The sequence below is a fragment of the Aeromonas rivuli genome (assembly GCF_020149575.1).
GTDB lineage: Bacteria > Pseudomonadota > Gammaproteobacteria > Enterobacterales > Aeromonadaceae > Aeromonas > Aeromonas rivuli.
Genome location: NZ_CP079742.1, coordinates 1,639,977 through 1,656,400 on the forward strand (window position 1 = coordinate 1,639,977; position 16,424 = coordinate 1,656,400).

At 60.5% G+C, this 16,424-nt stretch carries 13 protein-coding genes and 1 tRNA gene; 11 read left to right on the plus strand and 3 right to left on the minus strand.

The annotated features are described in order from the left end of the window. Positions 1–34 precede the first annotated feature (34 nt). Together aceB and KYK33_RS07750 are read right to left on the minus strand one after the other, a co-directional pair. Positions 35–1,642 carry a malate synthase A gene (gene aceB, locus KYK33_RS07745; RefSeq protein ID WP_224432606.1) on the minus strand — a complete coding sequence of 536 codons (1,608 nt, stop codon included), beginning with the start codon at positions 1,640–1,642 and terminating at the stop codon, positions 35–37. Between the two features lie 1,098 nt (positions 1,643–2,740). Next, positions 2,741–2,817 (minus strand) — tRNA-Pro (locus KYK33_RS07750). A gap of 207 nt (positions 2,818–3,024) precedes the next feature. On the opposite strand from KYK33_RS07750, the gene tadA reads away from it, so the two are divergent. The 11 genes from tadA (at position 3,025) to KYK33_RS07805 (ending at position 15,564) form a co-directional block, all read left to right on the plus strand. Next, positions 3,025–3,525, plus strand: coding sequence for a tRNA adenosine(34) deaminase TadA (gene tadA, locus KYK33_RS07755; RefSeq protein ID WP_224432607.1), 501 nt, complete (start codon positions 3,025–3,027; stop codon positions 3,523–3,525). Positions 3,526–3,778: 253 nt separating this feature from the next. Next, entirely contained in the window at positions 3,779–6,016 is a 2,238-nt protein-coding gene (locus tag KYK33_RS07760; RefSeq protein WP_224432608.1) for an ABC transporter permease subunit, read from the plus strand. A 14-nt stretch (positions 6,017–6,030) separates the two neighbouring features. Then, positions 6,031–7,680 (plus strand): phosphate ABC transporter permease PstA, encoded by a 1,650-nt coding sequence (gene pstA / locus KYK33_RS07765; RefSeq protein WP_224432609.1) that lies wholly within the window; start codon positions 6,031–6,033, stop codon positions 7,678–7,680. Positions 7,681–8,041: 361 nt separating this feature from the next. Further along, positions 8,042–8,860 (plus strand): phosphate ABC transporter ATP-binding protein PstB, encoded by an 819-nt coding sequence (pstB, locus tag KYK33_RS07770; protein WP_042039658.1) that lies wholly within the window; start codon positions 8,042–8,044, stop codon positions 8,858–8,860. Positions 8,861–8,928: 68 nt separating this feature from the next. After that, a complete protein-coding gene (gene phoU / locus KYK33_RS07775) occupies positions 8,929–9,639 on the plus strand; it encodes a phosphate signaling complex protein PhoU (RefSeq protein ID WP_042039656.1) in 711 nt (236 codons plus the stop codon). Positions 9,640–9,750: 111 nt separating this feature from the next. Then, positions 9,751–10,482 (plus strand): AraC family transcriptional regulator, encoded by a 732-nt coding sequence (locus tag KYK33_RS07780; protein ID WP_224432610.1) that lies wholly within the window; start codon positions 9,751–9,753, stop codon positions 10,480–10,482. 117 nt (positions 10,483–10,599) lie between these two features. After that, a complete protein-coding gene (locus KYK33_RS07785) occupies positions 10,600–10,938 on the plus strand; it encodes a tRNA-binding protein (RefSeq protein ID WP_224432972.1) in 339 nt (112 codons plus the stop codon). A 126-nt stretch (positions 10,939–11,064) separates the two neighbouring features. After that, positions 11,065–12,384, plus strand: coding sequence for a hemolysin family protein (locus KYK33_RS07790; protein ID WP_042039654.1), 1,320 nt, complete (start codon positions 11,065–11,067; stop codon positions 12,382–12,384). Then, on the plus strand, positions 12,381–12,920 hold the full coding sequence (locus tag KYK33_RS07795; RefSeq protein ID WP_318010414.1) for a hypothetical protein: 540 nt from the start codon (positions 12,381–12,383) through the stop codon (positions 12,918–12,920). The genes KYK33_RS07790 and KYK33_RS07795 overlap by 4 nt, the downstream gene beginning before the upstream one ends. Before the next feature lie 327 nt (positions 12,921–13,247). Then, on the plus strand, positions 13,248–14,150 hold the full coding sequence (locus tag KYK33_RS07800; RefSeq protein WP_224432612.1) for a homocysteine S-methyltransferase family protein: 903 nt from the start codon (positions 13,248–13,250) through the stop codon (positions 14,148–14,150). Between the two features lie 10 nt (positions 14,151–14,160). Continuing rightward, positions 14,161–15,564, plus strand: a complete 1,404-nt coding sequence (locus tag KYK33_RS07805) for a basic amino acid/polyamine antiporter (protein ID WP_224432973.1) — start codon at positions 14,161–14,163, stop codon at positions 15,562–15,564. A 96-nt stretch (positions 15,565–15,660) separates the two neighbouring features. Here KYK33_RS07805 and KYK33_RS07810 read toward each other — a convergent pair whose 3' ends face one another. After that, the gene (locus KYK33_RS07810) at positions 15,661–16,404 is read right to left on the minus strand and encodes an amino acid ABC transporter ATP-binding protein (protein ID WP_157014120.1); all 744 of its coding nucleotides are present in this window, start codon (positions 16,402–16,404) and stop codon (positions 15,661–15,663) included. Positions 16,405–16,424: the final 20 nt, after the last annotated feature.

The window sequence follows — 16,424 nt, forward strand, 5'->3', positions numbered from 1 at the left end:
TTTGTTATTGGCGAGCCCCGCCCGGGGCCCGGATTCAGAGCCGCTCGTAACCGGGCAGCGTCAGAAAATCGATCAGGGTGTCGGCACAGGTGATCTGCTCCATCAGCTCGCTCGCCTCGGCAAAGCGACCTGCCTGCCAGCGGGCCTCGCCCAGCTCGGCTTTGACCACCTGCTGCTCCTCGGCCAGCATCTGGCGGAACAGCGCCTTGGTCACCACCTGGCCGTTCGACAGGCTCTTGCCGTGGCGGATCCACTGCCAGATGGAGGTGCGGGAGATCTCGGCGGTGGCCGCGTCTTCCATCAGGCCGTAGATGGGCACGCAGCCGTTGCCGCCTATCCAGGCTTCCAGGTATTGCAGAGCGATGCGGATGTTGGTGCGCATGCCCGCCTCGGTGCGCTCGCCCTCGCAGGGGGCCAGCAGCTCGGCGGCCGTGATGGGGGCATCTTGCTCGCGCAGTACGCCTATCTGATTCTTTTCACCGGCGGGAATGGCGGCGTTGAACACCGCCATGGCGGTATCGGCGAGGCCGGGGTGGGCGACCCAGGTGCCGTCGTGACCGTTGTGGGCCTCCCGCTCTTTGTCGGCCTTGACCTTGGCAAACACCTGCTCATTGACGGCAGGGTCCTTGGCCGGGATGAAGGCGGCCATGCCGCCCATGGCCAGGGCGCCGCGTTGGTGGCAAGTCTTGATCAGCAGCCGTGAATAGGCGGAGAGGAAGGGCTTGTCCATGGTGACCACCTGGCGGTCGGGCAGCACGCGGTCGGGATGGTTCTTCAGGGTCTTGATGTAGCTGAAGATGTAGTCCCAGCGGCCGCAGTTCAGCGCCACTATGTGATCCTTCATCTGATAGAGCAGTTCATCCATCTCGAACACCGCCGGCAGGGTCTCGATAAGCACGGTGGCCTTGATGGTGCCGCGGGGCAGACCGAACTTGTCTTCGGTCCAGGCGAACACCTCGCTCCACCAGCGTCCTTCCAGGTGGCTCTGCAGCTTGGGCAGGTAGAAGTAGGGGCCCGAGCCCTTGGCCAGCAGCGCCTTGTGGTTGTGCAGGAAATAGAGCGCGAAGTCGAACAGGCCGCCGGGGATGGGGGCGCCATCGAAGGTGACGTGTTTCTCCGGCAGATGCAGGCCGCGCACCCGGCAGATCAGTACCGCCGGATCGGCCTTGAGGCTATATGACTTACCTTCCGGGCTCTGGTAGGAGACGGTGCCATTGACCGCATCGCGCAGGTTGATCTGACCCTCGATCACCTTATTCCAGGCCGGTGCCAGTGAGTCTTCGAAGTCGGCCATGAACACCTTGACGTTGGCGTTGAGGGCATTGATCACCATCTTGCGCTCGACCGGGCCGGTGATCTCCACCCGCCTGTCCTGCAAGTCGGCGGGGATGCCGCGCACCGTCCAGTTGCCCTCGCGGATATGGGCCGTCTCGGGCAGGAAGTCCGGCAGCTCGCCACCGTCGATACGGGCCTGACGGGCGATGCGCTGCTTGAGCAACTCTTTGCGCTGGGGAGCGAAATGTTCCACCAGTTCGGACACCAGCGCCACCGCTTCCGGTGTCAGTATTTGTGAATACTCGGGTTGCATGGGGCCTTCAATGCGAAGGCGATCACTGCAAAGGGCCTGGGCCGGTGCCGACATGGGGGTCACTCCTGTGAAAATTACATTTTGAACTAAATAACTACGACTAAAGTCGATCCCTGTTCACTGTCACCCTCAGTCATGCCAGGTAACATGATTGTTAAGGTGCTGAAAATAATGAGTGTCGTCAACCTATATTTTAAAACGCCCGTTTTCATATAATAGATAAGTGTATGTTTTATATTGATTTGATTGTGTTGAGTAAAAGCTCCATCCAGATGGAAATACTCTTGTTGGGCAGAGTCACCTCGACGGTCTCTCGGGGGAAGGTGGTGCACAGTATTATGTTGCTTATTACGTAATTTAATTACGGATGCAAGGGGGGATCCCGACCTCACTCCAGGCCTGGAATAATGGCGTGTATGAGTGCGCTTTATTGAGCCCATAGGCAGCAGGGCCCTTGTCGGGAAAGGGAAAAGTCGATTTGTTTAAAACTGGGCTCCCTTGGGGGGCAGGGGGTGGCGATCCGGGGGGCTGGGTATTAGATTGAAGCGCAATAACGTAGGTTTGTATCGGATGCCAGCGAGGGCGCTCTCGACCCAGGCACAACGGCATCAGTACAATATGCTGACTTATTTGTTTTTTATGAAATATGAGACTTTTTTATCTCGGCGGCTCATTCTGTTGCTGAGGGCGGGGTAAAAGGCCCCATGGCCATGAAGAAGGGTCAGTACTCTTCGTCCGGTTCGGCAAGATCGATGATGTCGAGCCGAACAACCTGTTCGTCATCGGGTTCTTGGGAGGGGATATGGGACTGAAGCTGGGTGGTCATGTCTGCTTGCCTCTGGGTAGATTGCAAGCCGGTGGGTCGGATCCTTACCCTGTGAGTGTGCATTCCTAGCGAGTGCCGGCACGAAGGCGCACATCCTAGCGGCTTTATGAAAAAGGCTCAAGCGGTTCTGTATATAAATCATCCCGACTCTGAGAGGACTATTCATTAAGGGGTGGAAGGCGCGTTGCTATGAGGGGTTATAGGGGCTCTGTGTGTCTGGGGATGGCGGGCCGTGAGCCGACGAAGAGGTGAGATGGGTAGCCAGGGGGCAGATGGCAGCCAAAAAAATAGCCCAGTCGTGAGACTGGGCTATTTTCGGGGAATGATGGTCGGCGTGAGAGGATTCGAACCTCCGACCCCTGACACCCCATGACAGTGCGCTACCTGGCTGCGCTACACGCCGACTGCGTCAGCTTGGCTGACGGATGGGAAGTCTAATGAGATGGTCTTTGCGGCGCAAGTCCTTTTTTATCAGGGAGATGCCGATTGCTTCTTTATTGTGCAGGCGAGATGTTTCTTGGGCTCTTCGGGAGGATTTGGCATAATCGCCCCCCATTTTAATCGCCTGTTTACCCGTGTCACCGCCAAGGGGGAGAGTTTGGAAACCGAGATGTCCGCGCAGGATGAAATCTGGATGAGGCACGCCATGGCCCTGGCCGCCAAAGCCGAGGGGATGGGCGAGATCCCGGTCGGTGCTGTGCTGGTGCTGGGGGATCAGATAGTGGGGGAGGGGTGGAATAACGCCATCACGGGTCATGACGCCTGCGCCCACGCCGAGATCATGGCGATCCGCGCCGCCGGAGCGCATCTGCAAAACTACCGTCTGCTCGACACCACCCTTTATGTGACCCTGGAGCCTTGCTGCATGTGCGCAGGCGCCCTCATTCACAGCCGGGTCAAACGGGTGGTCTATGGCGCGACGGATCCTAAAACGGGGGCGGCGGGTTCTGTGTTCAACATATTGCAGGATGAGCGTCACAACCACAGGATAGCGCTGCAGGCAGGGGTGCTGGCCGAGGCATGTTCCGCCCAGCTCTCTGCTTTCTTCAAGCGACGCCGCGCCGAGCAGAAGGCGGCCAAGGCGCAACAGCCAAGCCACTTGGCGCCCTGAGCGAGGGCGGTTCCGCATCCATTCCAGGATGCTGTCATGGCCCGCTCCACTGAGCCGGCCATGGCGCGCAGGCCTGCCGCCGTTTCCCTTGGCCATGTGCGGGACTGGTTCCCATTTCGCCTCGCTATTCAACACCTTGGCAGAAGGCATCCCCTCGAATATCGGCCTCGCACAAACTCCCTCCCTCATGTAACAAAACTGTCATGCAACCGCCATATAATGCCGCCAAGCCTAGCTCACATTGAGGTTTTGCATGTCATCGGAATCGATTCACCTGATCATGGCGGGCAGCAGAAAGCGCCGGATCAAGGACAAACTAGCCAAGTATGGCGTCACCGCAGGGGGAACCCTGGTGTTGGTGGCGCTCTTGCTCATCTTCTTCTATCTGCTCTATGTGGTGAAACCCATCTTCGACGGTGCCTCCATGGCTCCGCTCTCCAGTTTCTCCTTGCCGGTCAAGGACAAGACGGCCCTGATCGGGGTCGAGGAGCAAAACGAGATAGGGTATCGCTTCAGTGACAAGGGGGAGGTCAATTTCTTCGCACTGCAAGATGACGCTCGCTTCAAGGCTGGCGAGGCCATCGGCCAGGCTCAGGTACCAGGGGAGATAAGCGCGGTCGCGATCCCGACCCCGGGCAGATCCTACCTGACCTATGGCTTCCAGGATGGCAAGGCGCTGGTGGTGGAGCCTAAATTCAAGGTGAGCTACCCCAAGGATGTGCGACTGATTGAACCCGTGCTGGGTTACCCCTTCGGCGAAGAGCCGATCGTGGTGGATCCCCAGGGCAAGCCCCTCAGCCAGCTGGTGTTTGAGGCAGGCAAAGACAAGATGGTGGCGGCGGCATTGACCCAGGATGGCCGCGGCGTCATGGCGGTGATGAGCGGCGAGGAGAACTTCATTTCTGGTGAGGTGGAGTGGACCAACAAGAGCTACCCCATTCCGGCCCTGCCCCGCCAGGTCGATCAGATGCTGTTGACCCCTAATCTGCGCATCTTGCTGGTGCGTTCTGGCAACCGTCTCTCCGTTTATGACATCCAGAGCCTCGACGACATCCAGCTGCGCGATGTGCTCGACATCAATGCGCCCAATGCCAATGTCACCCAGCTGGCACTGCTGGCCGGGGCCTCTTCCATCCTGGTGGGCAATGATAACGGCGTTATCTCCCAGTGGTTTGAAGTCGCCAAGAACGGCAAGCGCGAGTTTACCTATATCCGCGATTTCAAGAGCGATGGCCCCGTGGCGCAGCTCGCGCCGGAACAGTTCCGCAAAGGCTTCGTCTCGGCGAGCCAGGATGGCACCATCAACTTCTTCCATGCCACCGGTGAGTCCAAGCTGCTGGGCGAGAAGATAGACGGCGGCGGCTTCAACGGGGTGGCCATCTCTCCGCGTCACAACTTGCTGCTGCTGCAACAGGGCAACGAGATCAAGAGCTACTCGGTGAAGAACGAGCATCCCGAGGTGACCTGGTCCGCGCTCTGGCAGGAGGTGTGGTACGAAGGTTATCCCGAGCCCATGTATGTCTGGCAGTCTACCTCCGCCAGCAATGACTTCGAGCCCAAGCTGAGCCTGATCCCCATCTCGTTCGGGACCCTCAAGGCGGCCTTCTACGCCATGCTGTTCGCCGTGCCGATTGGGGTGGCCGGTGCCATCTACACCGCTTACTTCATGTCGGCCGGGATGCGTAAATTCGTCAAACCGACGGTGGAGATCATGGAGGCGCTGCCGACCGTGATCCTGGGCTTCCTGGCCGGCCTCTGGCTCGCCCCCATCGTCGAGGATTATCTGCCCGGCATCTTTATGATGCTGGTGATGCTGCCCTTAGGCATGCTGCTCACGGCCCTGGCCTGGCATGGCTTGCCGGGCAAGCTCAAGCAGCTGGTGCCCGATGGTTCACAAGCCATACTGCTCATCCCAGTGGTGCTCTTCATCGGCTGGCTGGCCCTGCACCTGAGCCCCATGGTGGAACACACCTTCTTTGGCGGCGACACCCGCAGCTGGCTCACCAACGAGATGGGCATCAAGTTTGACCAGCGCAACTCGCTGGTGGTAGGCATCGCCATGGGCTTTGCGGTGATCCCGACCATCTTCTCCATCGCCGAAGACGCGGTCTTCTCGGTACCCAAGCACCTCACCCAAGGTTCGCTCGCCCTGGGGGCGACCCCCTGGCAGACCCTGAGCCGGGTGGTGATCCTGACTGCGAGTCCGGGCATCTTCTCGGCGGTGATGATGGGCCTTGGCCGCGCGGTGGGCGAGACCATGATAGTGCTGATGGCCACGGGCAATACCCCCATCATGGACTTCTCCATGTTCCAGGGGCTGCGTACCCTGGCGGCCAACATCGCGGTAGAGATGCCGGAGTCCGAGGTGGGCAGCTCCCACTATCGGGTACTCTTCCTCGCCGCCTTCGTGCTGTTTGTGTTCACCTTTCTCGTCAACACCCTGGCCGAATTCGTTCGCCAGCGTCTGCGTGAAAAATACAGTTCCCTGTAGTGAAGGAATCGACAATGGGTAAGTGGTTTAAATCAGGGGCCCCCTGGATCTGGATGACGGGCGGCGCTGTCAGTCTGAGTCTGGTCGCCGTGCTGGGTCTGTTGTTGCTCATCGGTTGGCGTGGTCTCACCTACTTCTGGCCGCACCCCATCTATGAGTGGCAGGTACAGGATGCCAACGGCGCCAAGAGCACCCTCATCGGCGAGATCAATGACAGGGAGCTGGTACCGGTCGAGCAGTTGCGGGCTTCCGGTCTGGCCCTGGCGGGGGAGGAGCGCAAAGACTTGACCCGCTATCTGGTCAAGACAGGCAACCGTGAATTCGTGGGACTGGATTTTCGCTGGGTGCTGGAGACCGACATCCTGTCTCGCAGCCAACCCAAGGAGCTGGCGGTACTCGAGCGCAGCACCAATGGCAACTTCTACGGCTACCTGAGTTCGGCGCGGGAGGATGGCAAGCTCATCACCACTGACTTGCACACCGTGCTCGCGCGGATGCTGGCACGCAGCAATCGCCTCTCCGAAGAGGCCAATGCCCTGCAAAAAGGCGACATAGGCAGCATCAACTATGAGCTCGAAAAATTGCGTCTCAAGGAGCGCAAGGCCGAGCTGGACGGGGAGCTGACCGATAGCCTCAAGGCTGACTTGGCCAAGCGGCGCGCGACCCTCAACGCCGATTACCTGGTGCTTGAGAAGCAGCTGTTTGACCTGCGCCGCCAGGCCGATCGCGATGCCATCAAGGTGCGCGACATGCGTGGGGTCGAGGTCGAGATGCCCATGTCCAAGGTCTTGGACATCACCTGGCCCAATGAGATGAACCTGTTGGGCAAGGTGGGGCACTGGTTCCATCAGATAGGCAAGTTTGTCAGCGGCGAACCCCGCGAGGCCAATACCGAAGGGGGCGTCTTCCCAGCCATCTTCGGCACCGTCTTCATGGTGATACTGATGGCCATCATAGTGACCCCGCTCGGCGTCGTGGCGGCTGTTTACCTGCACGAATATGCGGGCAAGAATGGCCTGACCAAGCTTATCCGGATTGCGGTCATCAACCTGGCGGGTGTTCCTTCCATCGTCTATGGCGTATTTGGTCTGGGTTTCTTCGTCTACACGCTCGGTGGGTCGCTGGATCAGCTGTTCTATCCGGAGGCGCTGCCGAGTCCGACCTTTGGCTCCCCCGGGGTCATCTGGTCGGCGCTGACCCTGGCCATCCTGACCCTGCCGGTGGTGATCGTTTCCACCGAAGAGGGGCTGGCGCGGATCCCGAGCACGGTACGTCAGGGCTCCCTTGCCCTGGGGGCGACCCAGGCCGAGACCCTGTGGCGCATCGTGCTGCCCATGGCGAGTCCGGCCATCATGACCGGCCTTATCCTGGCCATTGCTCGCGCGGCGGGTGAGGTGGCTCCGCTGATGCTGGTCGGTGTGGTCAAGCTGGCACCGACCCTGCCGGTGGATGGCAACTTCCCCTACCTGCATGTGGAGCGCAAGTTCATGCACCTGGGCTTCCACATCTATGACGTGGGCTTCCAGAGTCCGAACGTGGAAGCGGCCAGGCCGCTGGTCTATGCGACCTCGTTCCTGCTGGTGACCGTCATCGTCGGGCTCAATCTGACGGCTATCGGTATTCGTAACCACTTGCGCGAGAAATTCCGCTCTTTGGAACATTGATGCGGCTGTCCGGACTGATGTTGAGACAAGGTATGAACAGCATGAACCTGACCGATATCACCGGCATTCGTAACCACTTGCGCGAGAAATTCCGCTCTTTGGAACATTGATGCGGCTGTCCGGACTGATGTTGAGGCAAGGGATGAACAGTATGAACCTGACCGATATCACCGGCATTCGTAACCACTTGCGTGCAAAATTCCGGTCGCTGGAGCATTAATCTGGCGTTCCGAACCGAGACAGGGGTAACCGATGTGCGGCTTGACAGCGAGCCGCCATCCTCGCTACCCACGCATTCCGGCCGCTGACACATCAGGTTTCAGCCGTCCAGACAAGAATTTGAGACTTTTGAGGTAAACAGATGATCAACGTGACGCCGACTTCGACCCTGCACAAGGCCCTGGATCTGGGCAAGCTGACCCCGGAGCAGACTGCCCTTGAGGTCAAGGACCTCAATCTGTACTACGGCAGCAAGCAGGCGCTGTTCAATGTGAATATGAAGATCCCCAAGGGGCAGGTGACGGCCTTTATCGGCCCGTCCGGCTGCGGCAAGTCAACCCTGCTGCGCTGTATCAACCGGATGAACGATCTGGTGGAGATCTGCCGCATCGAGGGCGAGATCCAGCTGCACGGTCACAACATCTATGACAAGAACGTGGATGTGTCTGCCCTGCGCCGCCGCGTCGGCATGGTGTTCCAGCGCCCCAATCCGTTCCCCAAGTCCATCTATGAGAACGTGGTCTATGGCCTGCGCCTGCAAGGCATCAGTGACCGGCGCCAGCTCGATGAAGCCGCCGAGCGTTCCCTGCGCGGTGCGGCGCTCTGGGAGGAGGTGAAGGATCGGCTGCATGACAACGCCTTCGGTCTGTCCGGTGGTCAGCAGCAGCGTCTGGTGATCGCCCGTGCTATCGCCATCGAGCCGGAAGTGCTGCTGCTCGATGAACCCACCTCGGCGCTCGATCCCATCTCGACCCTGACCATCGAGGAGCTGATCAACGAGCTCAAGACCCAGTTCACCGTGGTCATCGTCACCCACAACATGCAGCAGGCGGCGCGGGTCTCGGATCAGACCGCCTTCATGTACATGGGCGAGCTGATTGAGTACGCGGACACCAATACCATCTTCACCACCCCGACCAAGAAGAAGACCGAAGACTATATCACCGGCCGTTATGGCTAAGCGCGAGGGACAAGGATGAGGGCCCATGGCCATCCTGGGATATAATCGGACCGACAAGGATTATTTGTATGGACAATATGAATCTCAATAAACATATCTCCGGCCAGTTCAATGCCGAACTGGAGGGCATCCGCAATCAGGTGCTGGTGATGGGGGGGCTGGTCGAGCAGCAGCTCATCGATGCCATCGCGGCCATCCATGGTCAGGACCTGGAGGCGGCGCGCAAGATCGTCATCAACGACCACAAGGTCAACGCCATGGAAGTGGCCATCGACGAGGAGTGCACCCGCATCATCGCCAAGCGACAGCCTGCGGCTTCTGACTTGCGTCTGGTGATGGCCATCATCAAGACCATCTCCGAGCTCGAGCGCATTGGTGACGTGGCGGACAAGATAGCCCGCATGCTGACCAACAACGCCAACAAGCCGCAACCGCCGCTGGTATCCCTCGAGAACATGGGCCGCCGTACCATCAAGATGCTGCACGATGTGCTCGATGCCTTTGCCCGCATGGATCTGGACGCGGCCATCACCGTCTACAAGGAAGATGACAAGGTAGACCGGGAGTACGAGTCCATCATCCGCGAGCTGATGACTTACATGATGGAAGATCCGCGCACCATACCTCAGGTGTTGAACGTGCTCTGGGCGGCGCGTGCCATCGAGCGGGTCGGCGATCGTTGCCAGCATATCTGCGAATACATCATCTATTTCGTCAAGGGCAAAGACGTGCGTCACACCAAGGTGGACGAGATCAACGAGCTGCTCGGCAAATCCTGATGGCTTAAACGCCGCGCAACATCGCAACGACGGGGCCCAAGCCCCGTCTTTGCGTCTGGGCACGGCGCTGTTAGCATGAGCTCTTCCCTTGGCCTTGATGGAGCCTGCCGGATGGAATCGTTAAGCCTGCGCCGCTACAGCGCGCAGACCACCAGTCACCGCCATGACCATGCCCAGCTGGTATTGCCCCTCGATGGCCCCCTCGAGATTGAGGTGGCGGGAGCGGCCCGGCGACTCCAGCCTGGCTGGGTGTGCGTGATTGCTCCCGGGGAGCGTCACGATTTTTCCGCCGATCCCGCCCTGCCTTTCCTCACCCAGGATGCCCACTGGCTGCCGCCAGCCCTGCTTGAATGCTCTTTCCAGCCCTTGAATGGGGATCAGCGGCGTTACCTTGCCTTTATGCGCCCCCTGCTCGAGCGTGGCCAGGCCCCCCTTGGCATGGGTGAACTCTGGCTGCGCTTGCTGGGGCAGGGGCGGGGGATAAGCCCGCGTCTCAACCGGGTGCTGGTTCATATGGATGCCCATCTGGATCAGCCCCTGCCGACCGCGGAGTTGGCTGCCAAGGCCTGTCTGGGCATCAGCCGCTTCAATCAGTTATTCGTCAGCGAGATGGGCACCAGTCCGGCCCTCTACTTGCAGCGCCGCCGCCTTGAGCGAGCGCAAGATCTGCTGCGGCTCACCGACCTGGCCATCGGTGAGGTGGCGGCCCGCGTCGGATACCAGAGCCAGGCGGCATTCAGTCAACGTTTTATCAAGGTGCTTGGGCAGACCCCTTCCGCATGGCGCAGGCTCCATGGCGGTGCAGGCTTGCCAAGCGAGAGCGGGGAACAACCCGGAGCATGAGCCGTTACCTGTAAAAGTGATGGTTCACGACAACAGTTCGGCGTTTGGCAACAGCAGTCTGTCCCGGCTCATGGCATGCTTGCCTGACATAAATGGCCAAGAGGCAGGATGAACAAGATGGAAGAGATAAGCTGGGATGACTTTGCCAAGGTGGCATTGATGGTGGGCACTGTGGTGCGGGTTGAGCCCTTTCCCGAGGCGCGCCGTCCCGCCTACAAGGTCTGGGTCGATTTTGGTCCAGAGATGGGTGAGCGCAAGAGCAGTGCCCAGATAACGGCTCTCTATCGCCCCGATGAGCTGGTCGGACGCCAGATAGTCGGGGTGGTCAACTTTGCGAGCAAACAGATCGGGCCCTTTCGCTCCGAGTTCCTGCTCACCGGCTTTTATCAGGCGGATGGCGCCGTGGTGATGGCCGTGCCGGAGCGAGCGGTGCCCAACGGGGCCCGTTTGGGCTAACTATCACACTCATCGGCAGAAATCTGGTAAAATGGGACACCGATGTGGCGGCTATCATGCCACATCCGGCCCCAGAGGGGCCCAGTTAGCGTCTTGTGCCAAGACGGGTGTTGAAATAGGTTAACCATGAGTTTTGCCGATAGTTTATTTTTACTCTTGCTGCTGATTGCCGGTAGCGTGTTTTTCTCCCTTTCTGAAATTTCCCTCGCCGCCTCCCGCAAGATCAAGCTGCAGGTGATGGCCGATGAGGGGAACCGCCAGGCCGCCAAGGTACTGGCCCTGCAGGCCCAGCCGGGCAACTTCTTTACCGTGGTGCAAATTGGCCTCAATACCGTCGCCATCCTCGGCGGTATCCTGGGCGAGTCGGCCCTGAACCCTGCCATCAAGACGCTGATCGCCGGCCTCTATCAGGGACCCTGGCTTGGCCAGATAAGCTCGGCCGCTTCCTTCGTGTTCGTCACCAGCATGTTTATCCTGCTGGCGGATCTGATGCCCAAGCGTCTGGCCATGACCATGCCCGAGCGGATCGCCGTGGTGGTGGTGCGGCCCATGATGTTGTTCGTGGTGCTATGGATGCCCCTGGTCTGGTTCTTCAACGGCCTGGCCAACCTGCTGTTTCGTCTGCTGCGCGTCTCCATGGTGCGCAACGACGAGATCACCTCGGATGACATCTATGCGGTCATGGATGCGGGCGCCGCCGCCGGTGTGCTGCAGCGCGAAGAGCACCAACTGATCGAGAACGTGTTCGAGCTGCAATCCCTTGGGGTGACCTCGGCCATGACGGCCCGGGAGAGCCTCATCTACTTCACCCTGCAAGAGAGTGAAGAGAGCATCAAGGCCAAGATCGCCGAACACCCCCACAACAAGTTTTTGGTGTGCGATCACAACCTCGACAGCATCAAGGGCTTCGTCGATGCCAAGGAGCTGCTGATCCGCGTCATCAGTGGCCAGAGCATCGATCTTATCGGCGGCAATCTGGTGCAGAACGTCATCATCATCCCCGATACCCTCAACCTCTACGAGGCGATGGAGTACTTCAAGAATCACAGGGGCGACTTCGCGGTGGTGATGAACGAGTACGCCCTGGTGGTCGGCATCGTCACCATGAACGATCTGATGAGTACCGTCATGGGGGAGTGGGCTACCCACGTGGTGGAGGAGCAGATAGTCCAGCGGGATGACAACTCCTGGCTGGTGGATGGGGTTACCCCCATCACGGACGTGATGCGCTGGTTCGACATCGAAGCCTTCCCCGAGATGCAGAACTACGAAACCATCGCCGGTTTCATCATGTTCATGCTGCGCAAGATCCCCAAGCGTACCGACTCGGTCAAGTACGCGGGTTACAAGTTTGAAGTGGTGGACATAGACAGCTACAAGATCGATCAGCTGCTGGTCACCCGGATAGAGGCCACCCCGACCGAGAAGGTCACTCTGGAGTCATGATGATGCGTGCTGTTTTGCGGCCCCTGGCCGTTCTCTCACTGGTGGCCCTGCTTGGCGCTTGTACGTCCCCCGCGCCCAAGCCGGCGGTAGTTGCCCCCAAACCGGTTCAGGCGAGCCAGCCGGTGGTGGCTGCGCCGGACCCGGATGCGGTGGTACAGAGTGACGCCGCCTCGCCGACCCCTGTCTTCGACGAGCAGTATCATGGCCCGGATCAGGGCTCCCTGGAATCGGTCACTGCGCTGTTCGCCCGTGGCTACCTGGAGTCGGCCCTGCGTGAAACCATGCTGGCGGCGGTGCAGACCGATTATCCGCTGCTCGGCATGCGCGATGTGCGCATGAGCGATCCCGTGAGCAAGTTCCTCGGCTCAGCCAAGGCCAGTGGGCTCGCGAATGACTATCTGCGCGCCGGAGTCGAGCGCCGTCTGGGCCATCCCTTGAGCGCCGGCCAGTGGCAGCAGATTTGGCAGGGGCTGCCCAAGCAGGGGCGGGTGTCCGACTGGTCCTTGCAACTCAAGCGGGTGTTGGCGGGGCGCTAAGCCGCCATGGTTGTCGGCGAGATCCACTTCGCCAGCATCCATCTCAAGAGGCCACCCCAGGGTGGCCTCTTGCCGTTCAGGCCGCGGGTGTCAGTGATGTTTGGGTCTGTCATGGCGCCCTCCCTATTTTCCAGACTCGACCCCTCATCCATCACCATTGCTTCGATGCGGCTCTGTGCTGTTCGATCGTTCGCAGATCCCGATTGCGTCCTCTTTTGCTTTCCGTCATGATGCTTTGGCATTCTAGCCATCTAGATGTTTTGATGGCTTAATTGTTGATTCACACAATAATCACCCGCCATGACGGGGAGACGCAGAGAGACAGAGATGGAAAATAACGATGTGGTGGTGCTCGATGGTGGCATGGGTCGTGAACTGGCCAGGCGAGGGGCACCCTTCCGCCAACCGGAGTGGTCGGCGCTGGCCCTGATGGAGGCGCCCGAGACGGTGCGCGAGGTGCATCAAGCCTATGTGGCGAGCGGGGCCAGGGTGATCACCACCAACAGCTATGCCCTGGTGCCGTTTCATATCGGGGACGAGGGGTTCGCGGCCCACGGGCAGGCGCTGGCCGCACTGGCGGGCCAGCTGGCCCGGAGTGTGGCCGATGAGGCGCATGCCGGGGTGCGAGTGGCAGGCTCGCTGCCACCGCTGTTTGGCTCTTATCGCCCTGACCTGTTCGAGCCGGCGCGGGTGCACGAACTGGCCGGGCCTTTGATCTGCGGGCTGGCTCCCCATGTGGATATCTGGCTGGCCGAAACCATGAGCCTGATCGCCGAGCCCCTGGCGCTCAAGGCCTTGCTGCCCGAGGATGGCAAGCCCTTCTGGGTCTCCTTTACCCTGGAAGATGAGACGCCAGGGAGTGAGCCGACCCTGCGCTCCGGGGAGCGGGTGGCCGATGCCGTCACTGCGCTGGCCGCAGCCGGTGCGGAGGCCATCTTGTTCAACTGCTGTCAGCCCGAGGTGATCGAGGCTGCACTGCGGGTTGCGGCAGACAGGTTGCAGGCTAAGGGCCTGACCCATATCCGACTGGGGGCGTATGCCAACGCCTTCCCACCCCAGCCGAAAGAGGCAACCGCCAACGATGGACTGGATGAGATCCGCGCCGACCTGGGGCCGCTCGATTACCTCGGCTGGGCAGAGCGTTGGCGCGAACAGGGGGCGACCCTCATCGGGGGTTGCTGTGGCATAGGTCCTGAACATATTCAGGCCCTGACCAGCCGCCTGTGCTAAGGAGCCCATGATGAAAGAGAACCGGATAGGACTCTGGTCCCTCACCGCCCTGGTGTTCAGCTCCATGGTGGGGGCGGGCATCTTCAGTCTGCCCCAGAACATGGCCGAGGTAGCCGGTGCCCGCGCCGTGTTGATAGGCTGGGCCATCACCGGAGTGGGGATCCTGGCGCTGGCCACCTGCTTCTTGTATTTGTCACGGCTGAGGCCGGATCTGGATGGGGGCATTTACAGCTATGCCAGAGCCGGTTTTGGGGATCTGGTGGGCTTCTTCTCCGCCTGGGGTTACTGGCTATGCGCCACCATCGGCGTGGTGGGTTACCTGGTGATCGCCTTCGCGGCCCTTGGCAGCGTCGTCGATACCCCCGAACGGGTCTGGTTCGGTGAGGGCAATACCCTGTGGGCCTTCCTTGGCGAGTCCTGCATCCTCTGGGCCGTTCACCTGCTGGTGGCCCGCGGCGTGCAGCAAGCCGCCCTGTTCAACCTGGTGGCGACCCTGGCCAAGAGCCTGCCGCTGCTGCTGTTCGTGCTGTTTGCCTGCTACTACTTTGACCCGCTGACCTTCGCTCAGGATCCGGCGGGCAGCACCTTGGCGGTGCCGGTCTCCGAGCAGGTACGCAACACCATGCTCATCACCCTCTGGGTCTTTACCGGTATCGAAGGGGCGGCCGTGCTGTCGGCCCGGGCGAGAAACAAACGGGACGTGGGCACGGCCACCGTGCTGGGCGTGGTGCTGGCACTGCTGCTCTATGTGCTGATCTCCGTGCTTTCCCTCGGTATCTTGAGCCGCCCCGAGCTGGCGGCCCTGCCCAATCCCTCCATGGCGGGGCTGATGGCAAACATGACGGGATCCTGGGGAAAAGGGTTGCTCAGCCTGGGGCTCATCGTCTCGGTGCTCGCCTCCTACGTGAGCTGGACCCTGTTCTCGGCCGAGGTGCCGTTCAGCGCCGCCCGCCATGGGGCCTTCCCGGCCATCTTTCGCCGTCAGAATAAGAGGGGGACACCCATCGCCTCCCTCTGGCTCACCAGTGTGACGGTACAGGGCTGCCTGCTGCTGGTCTGGCTACTTGGCAAGGGGTACACCAGCCTGCTGCTCATCTCCACCTCCATGATACTGGTGCCCTACCTGTTGATTGGCCTCTTCCTGCTCAAGCTCTGTCTGAGGGGAGAGGGCAGGTTGCAGATGATCGCCGTGGCGGTGTTGGCGAGTGGTTATGGCTTCTGGCTGCTCTATGCCGCCGGGGTGGAATACCTGCTGCTCTCGCTGTTGCTCTATGGCCCCGGCCTGCTGCTGTTTCTATACAGTCGGCGCCAGCTTGGGGGCGATCAGCGACTCAGTGGCCGCGAACGCTGGCTGGCCGGGATCACCCTGCTCGCCCTGCTGCCGGCCCTCTGGTCGTTCACGCATCCGCTCTGATGGGCAAGGGGCGCCCCCCATGTTCATGACATCGTCTGTGAAAAGGGGAGCCATAGTGGCTCCCCTCATTGTTTATCCCGCGAATGGACTGTTGGTCTAGAGCACCTGGCTCAGGAACTGGCGCAGGCGGGAGGAGGCGGAGTTATCGAAGAAGTCATCGGGCTTCTCGTCAACCAGCAGTTCACCCCGCTCCATGAAGAGCACCCGATCTGCCACCTCACGGGCAAAGCCCATCTCGTGAGTGACCACCACCATGGTCATGCCCTCGCGAGCCAGCCCCTTCATCACATCCAGCACCTCGCCGACCATCTCGGGATCCAGGGCGCTGGTGGGCTCATCAAACAGCATGATGCGCGGCTGCATGGCGAGCGCCCGGGCGATGGCGACCCGCTGTTGCTGACCGCCGGAGAGCTGGGAGGGGTAGCTGGCCGCCTTGTCGGCGAGCCCCACCTTGAGCAGCAGTGCCTTGGCCCTGTCTTGTGCCTCGGTTTTTGACAGGCCGCGCACCTTCTGGGGGGCCAGGGAGATGTTGTCCAGCACCGACAGATGGGGGAAGAGGTTGAAGGACTGGAACACCATGCCCACCTCTTCGCGCAGCTTGTTGACATTGCCAGGCTCGGTCAGGCTGATGCCGTCGACGATGATGTCACCATCATTGATGGTTTCGAGCTGGTTGAGGGTGCGCAGGAAGGTGGATTTACCCGAGCCGCTCGGGCCCACGATCACCACCACTTCCCCTTCGGCCACCTGAGTGCTGACGTTCTTGAGGGCGTGCACCTCGGTGCCGTAAAACTTCTCGACCCCGGTCGCCTTGATGATGGGGTCCGCTTTGTTACGCATCTTCATGGCTGGTCTCTCCT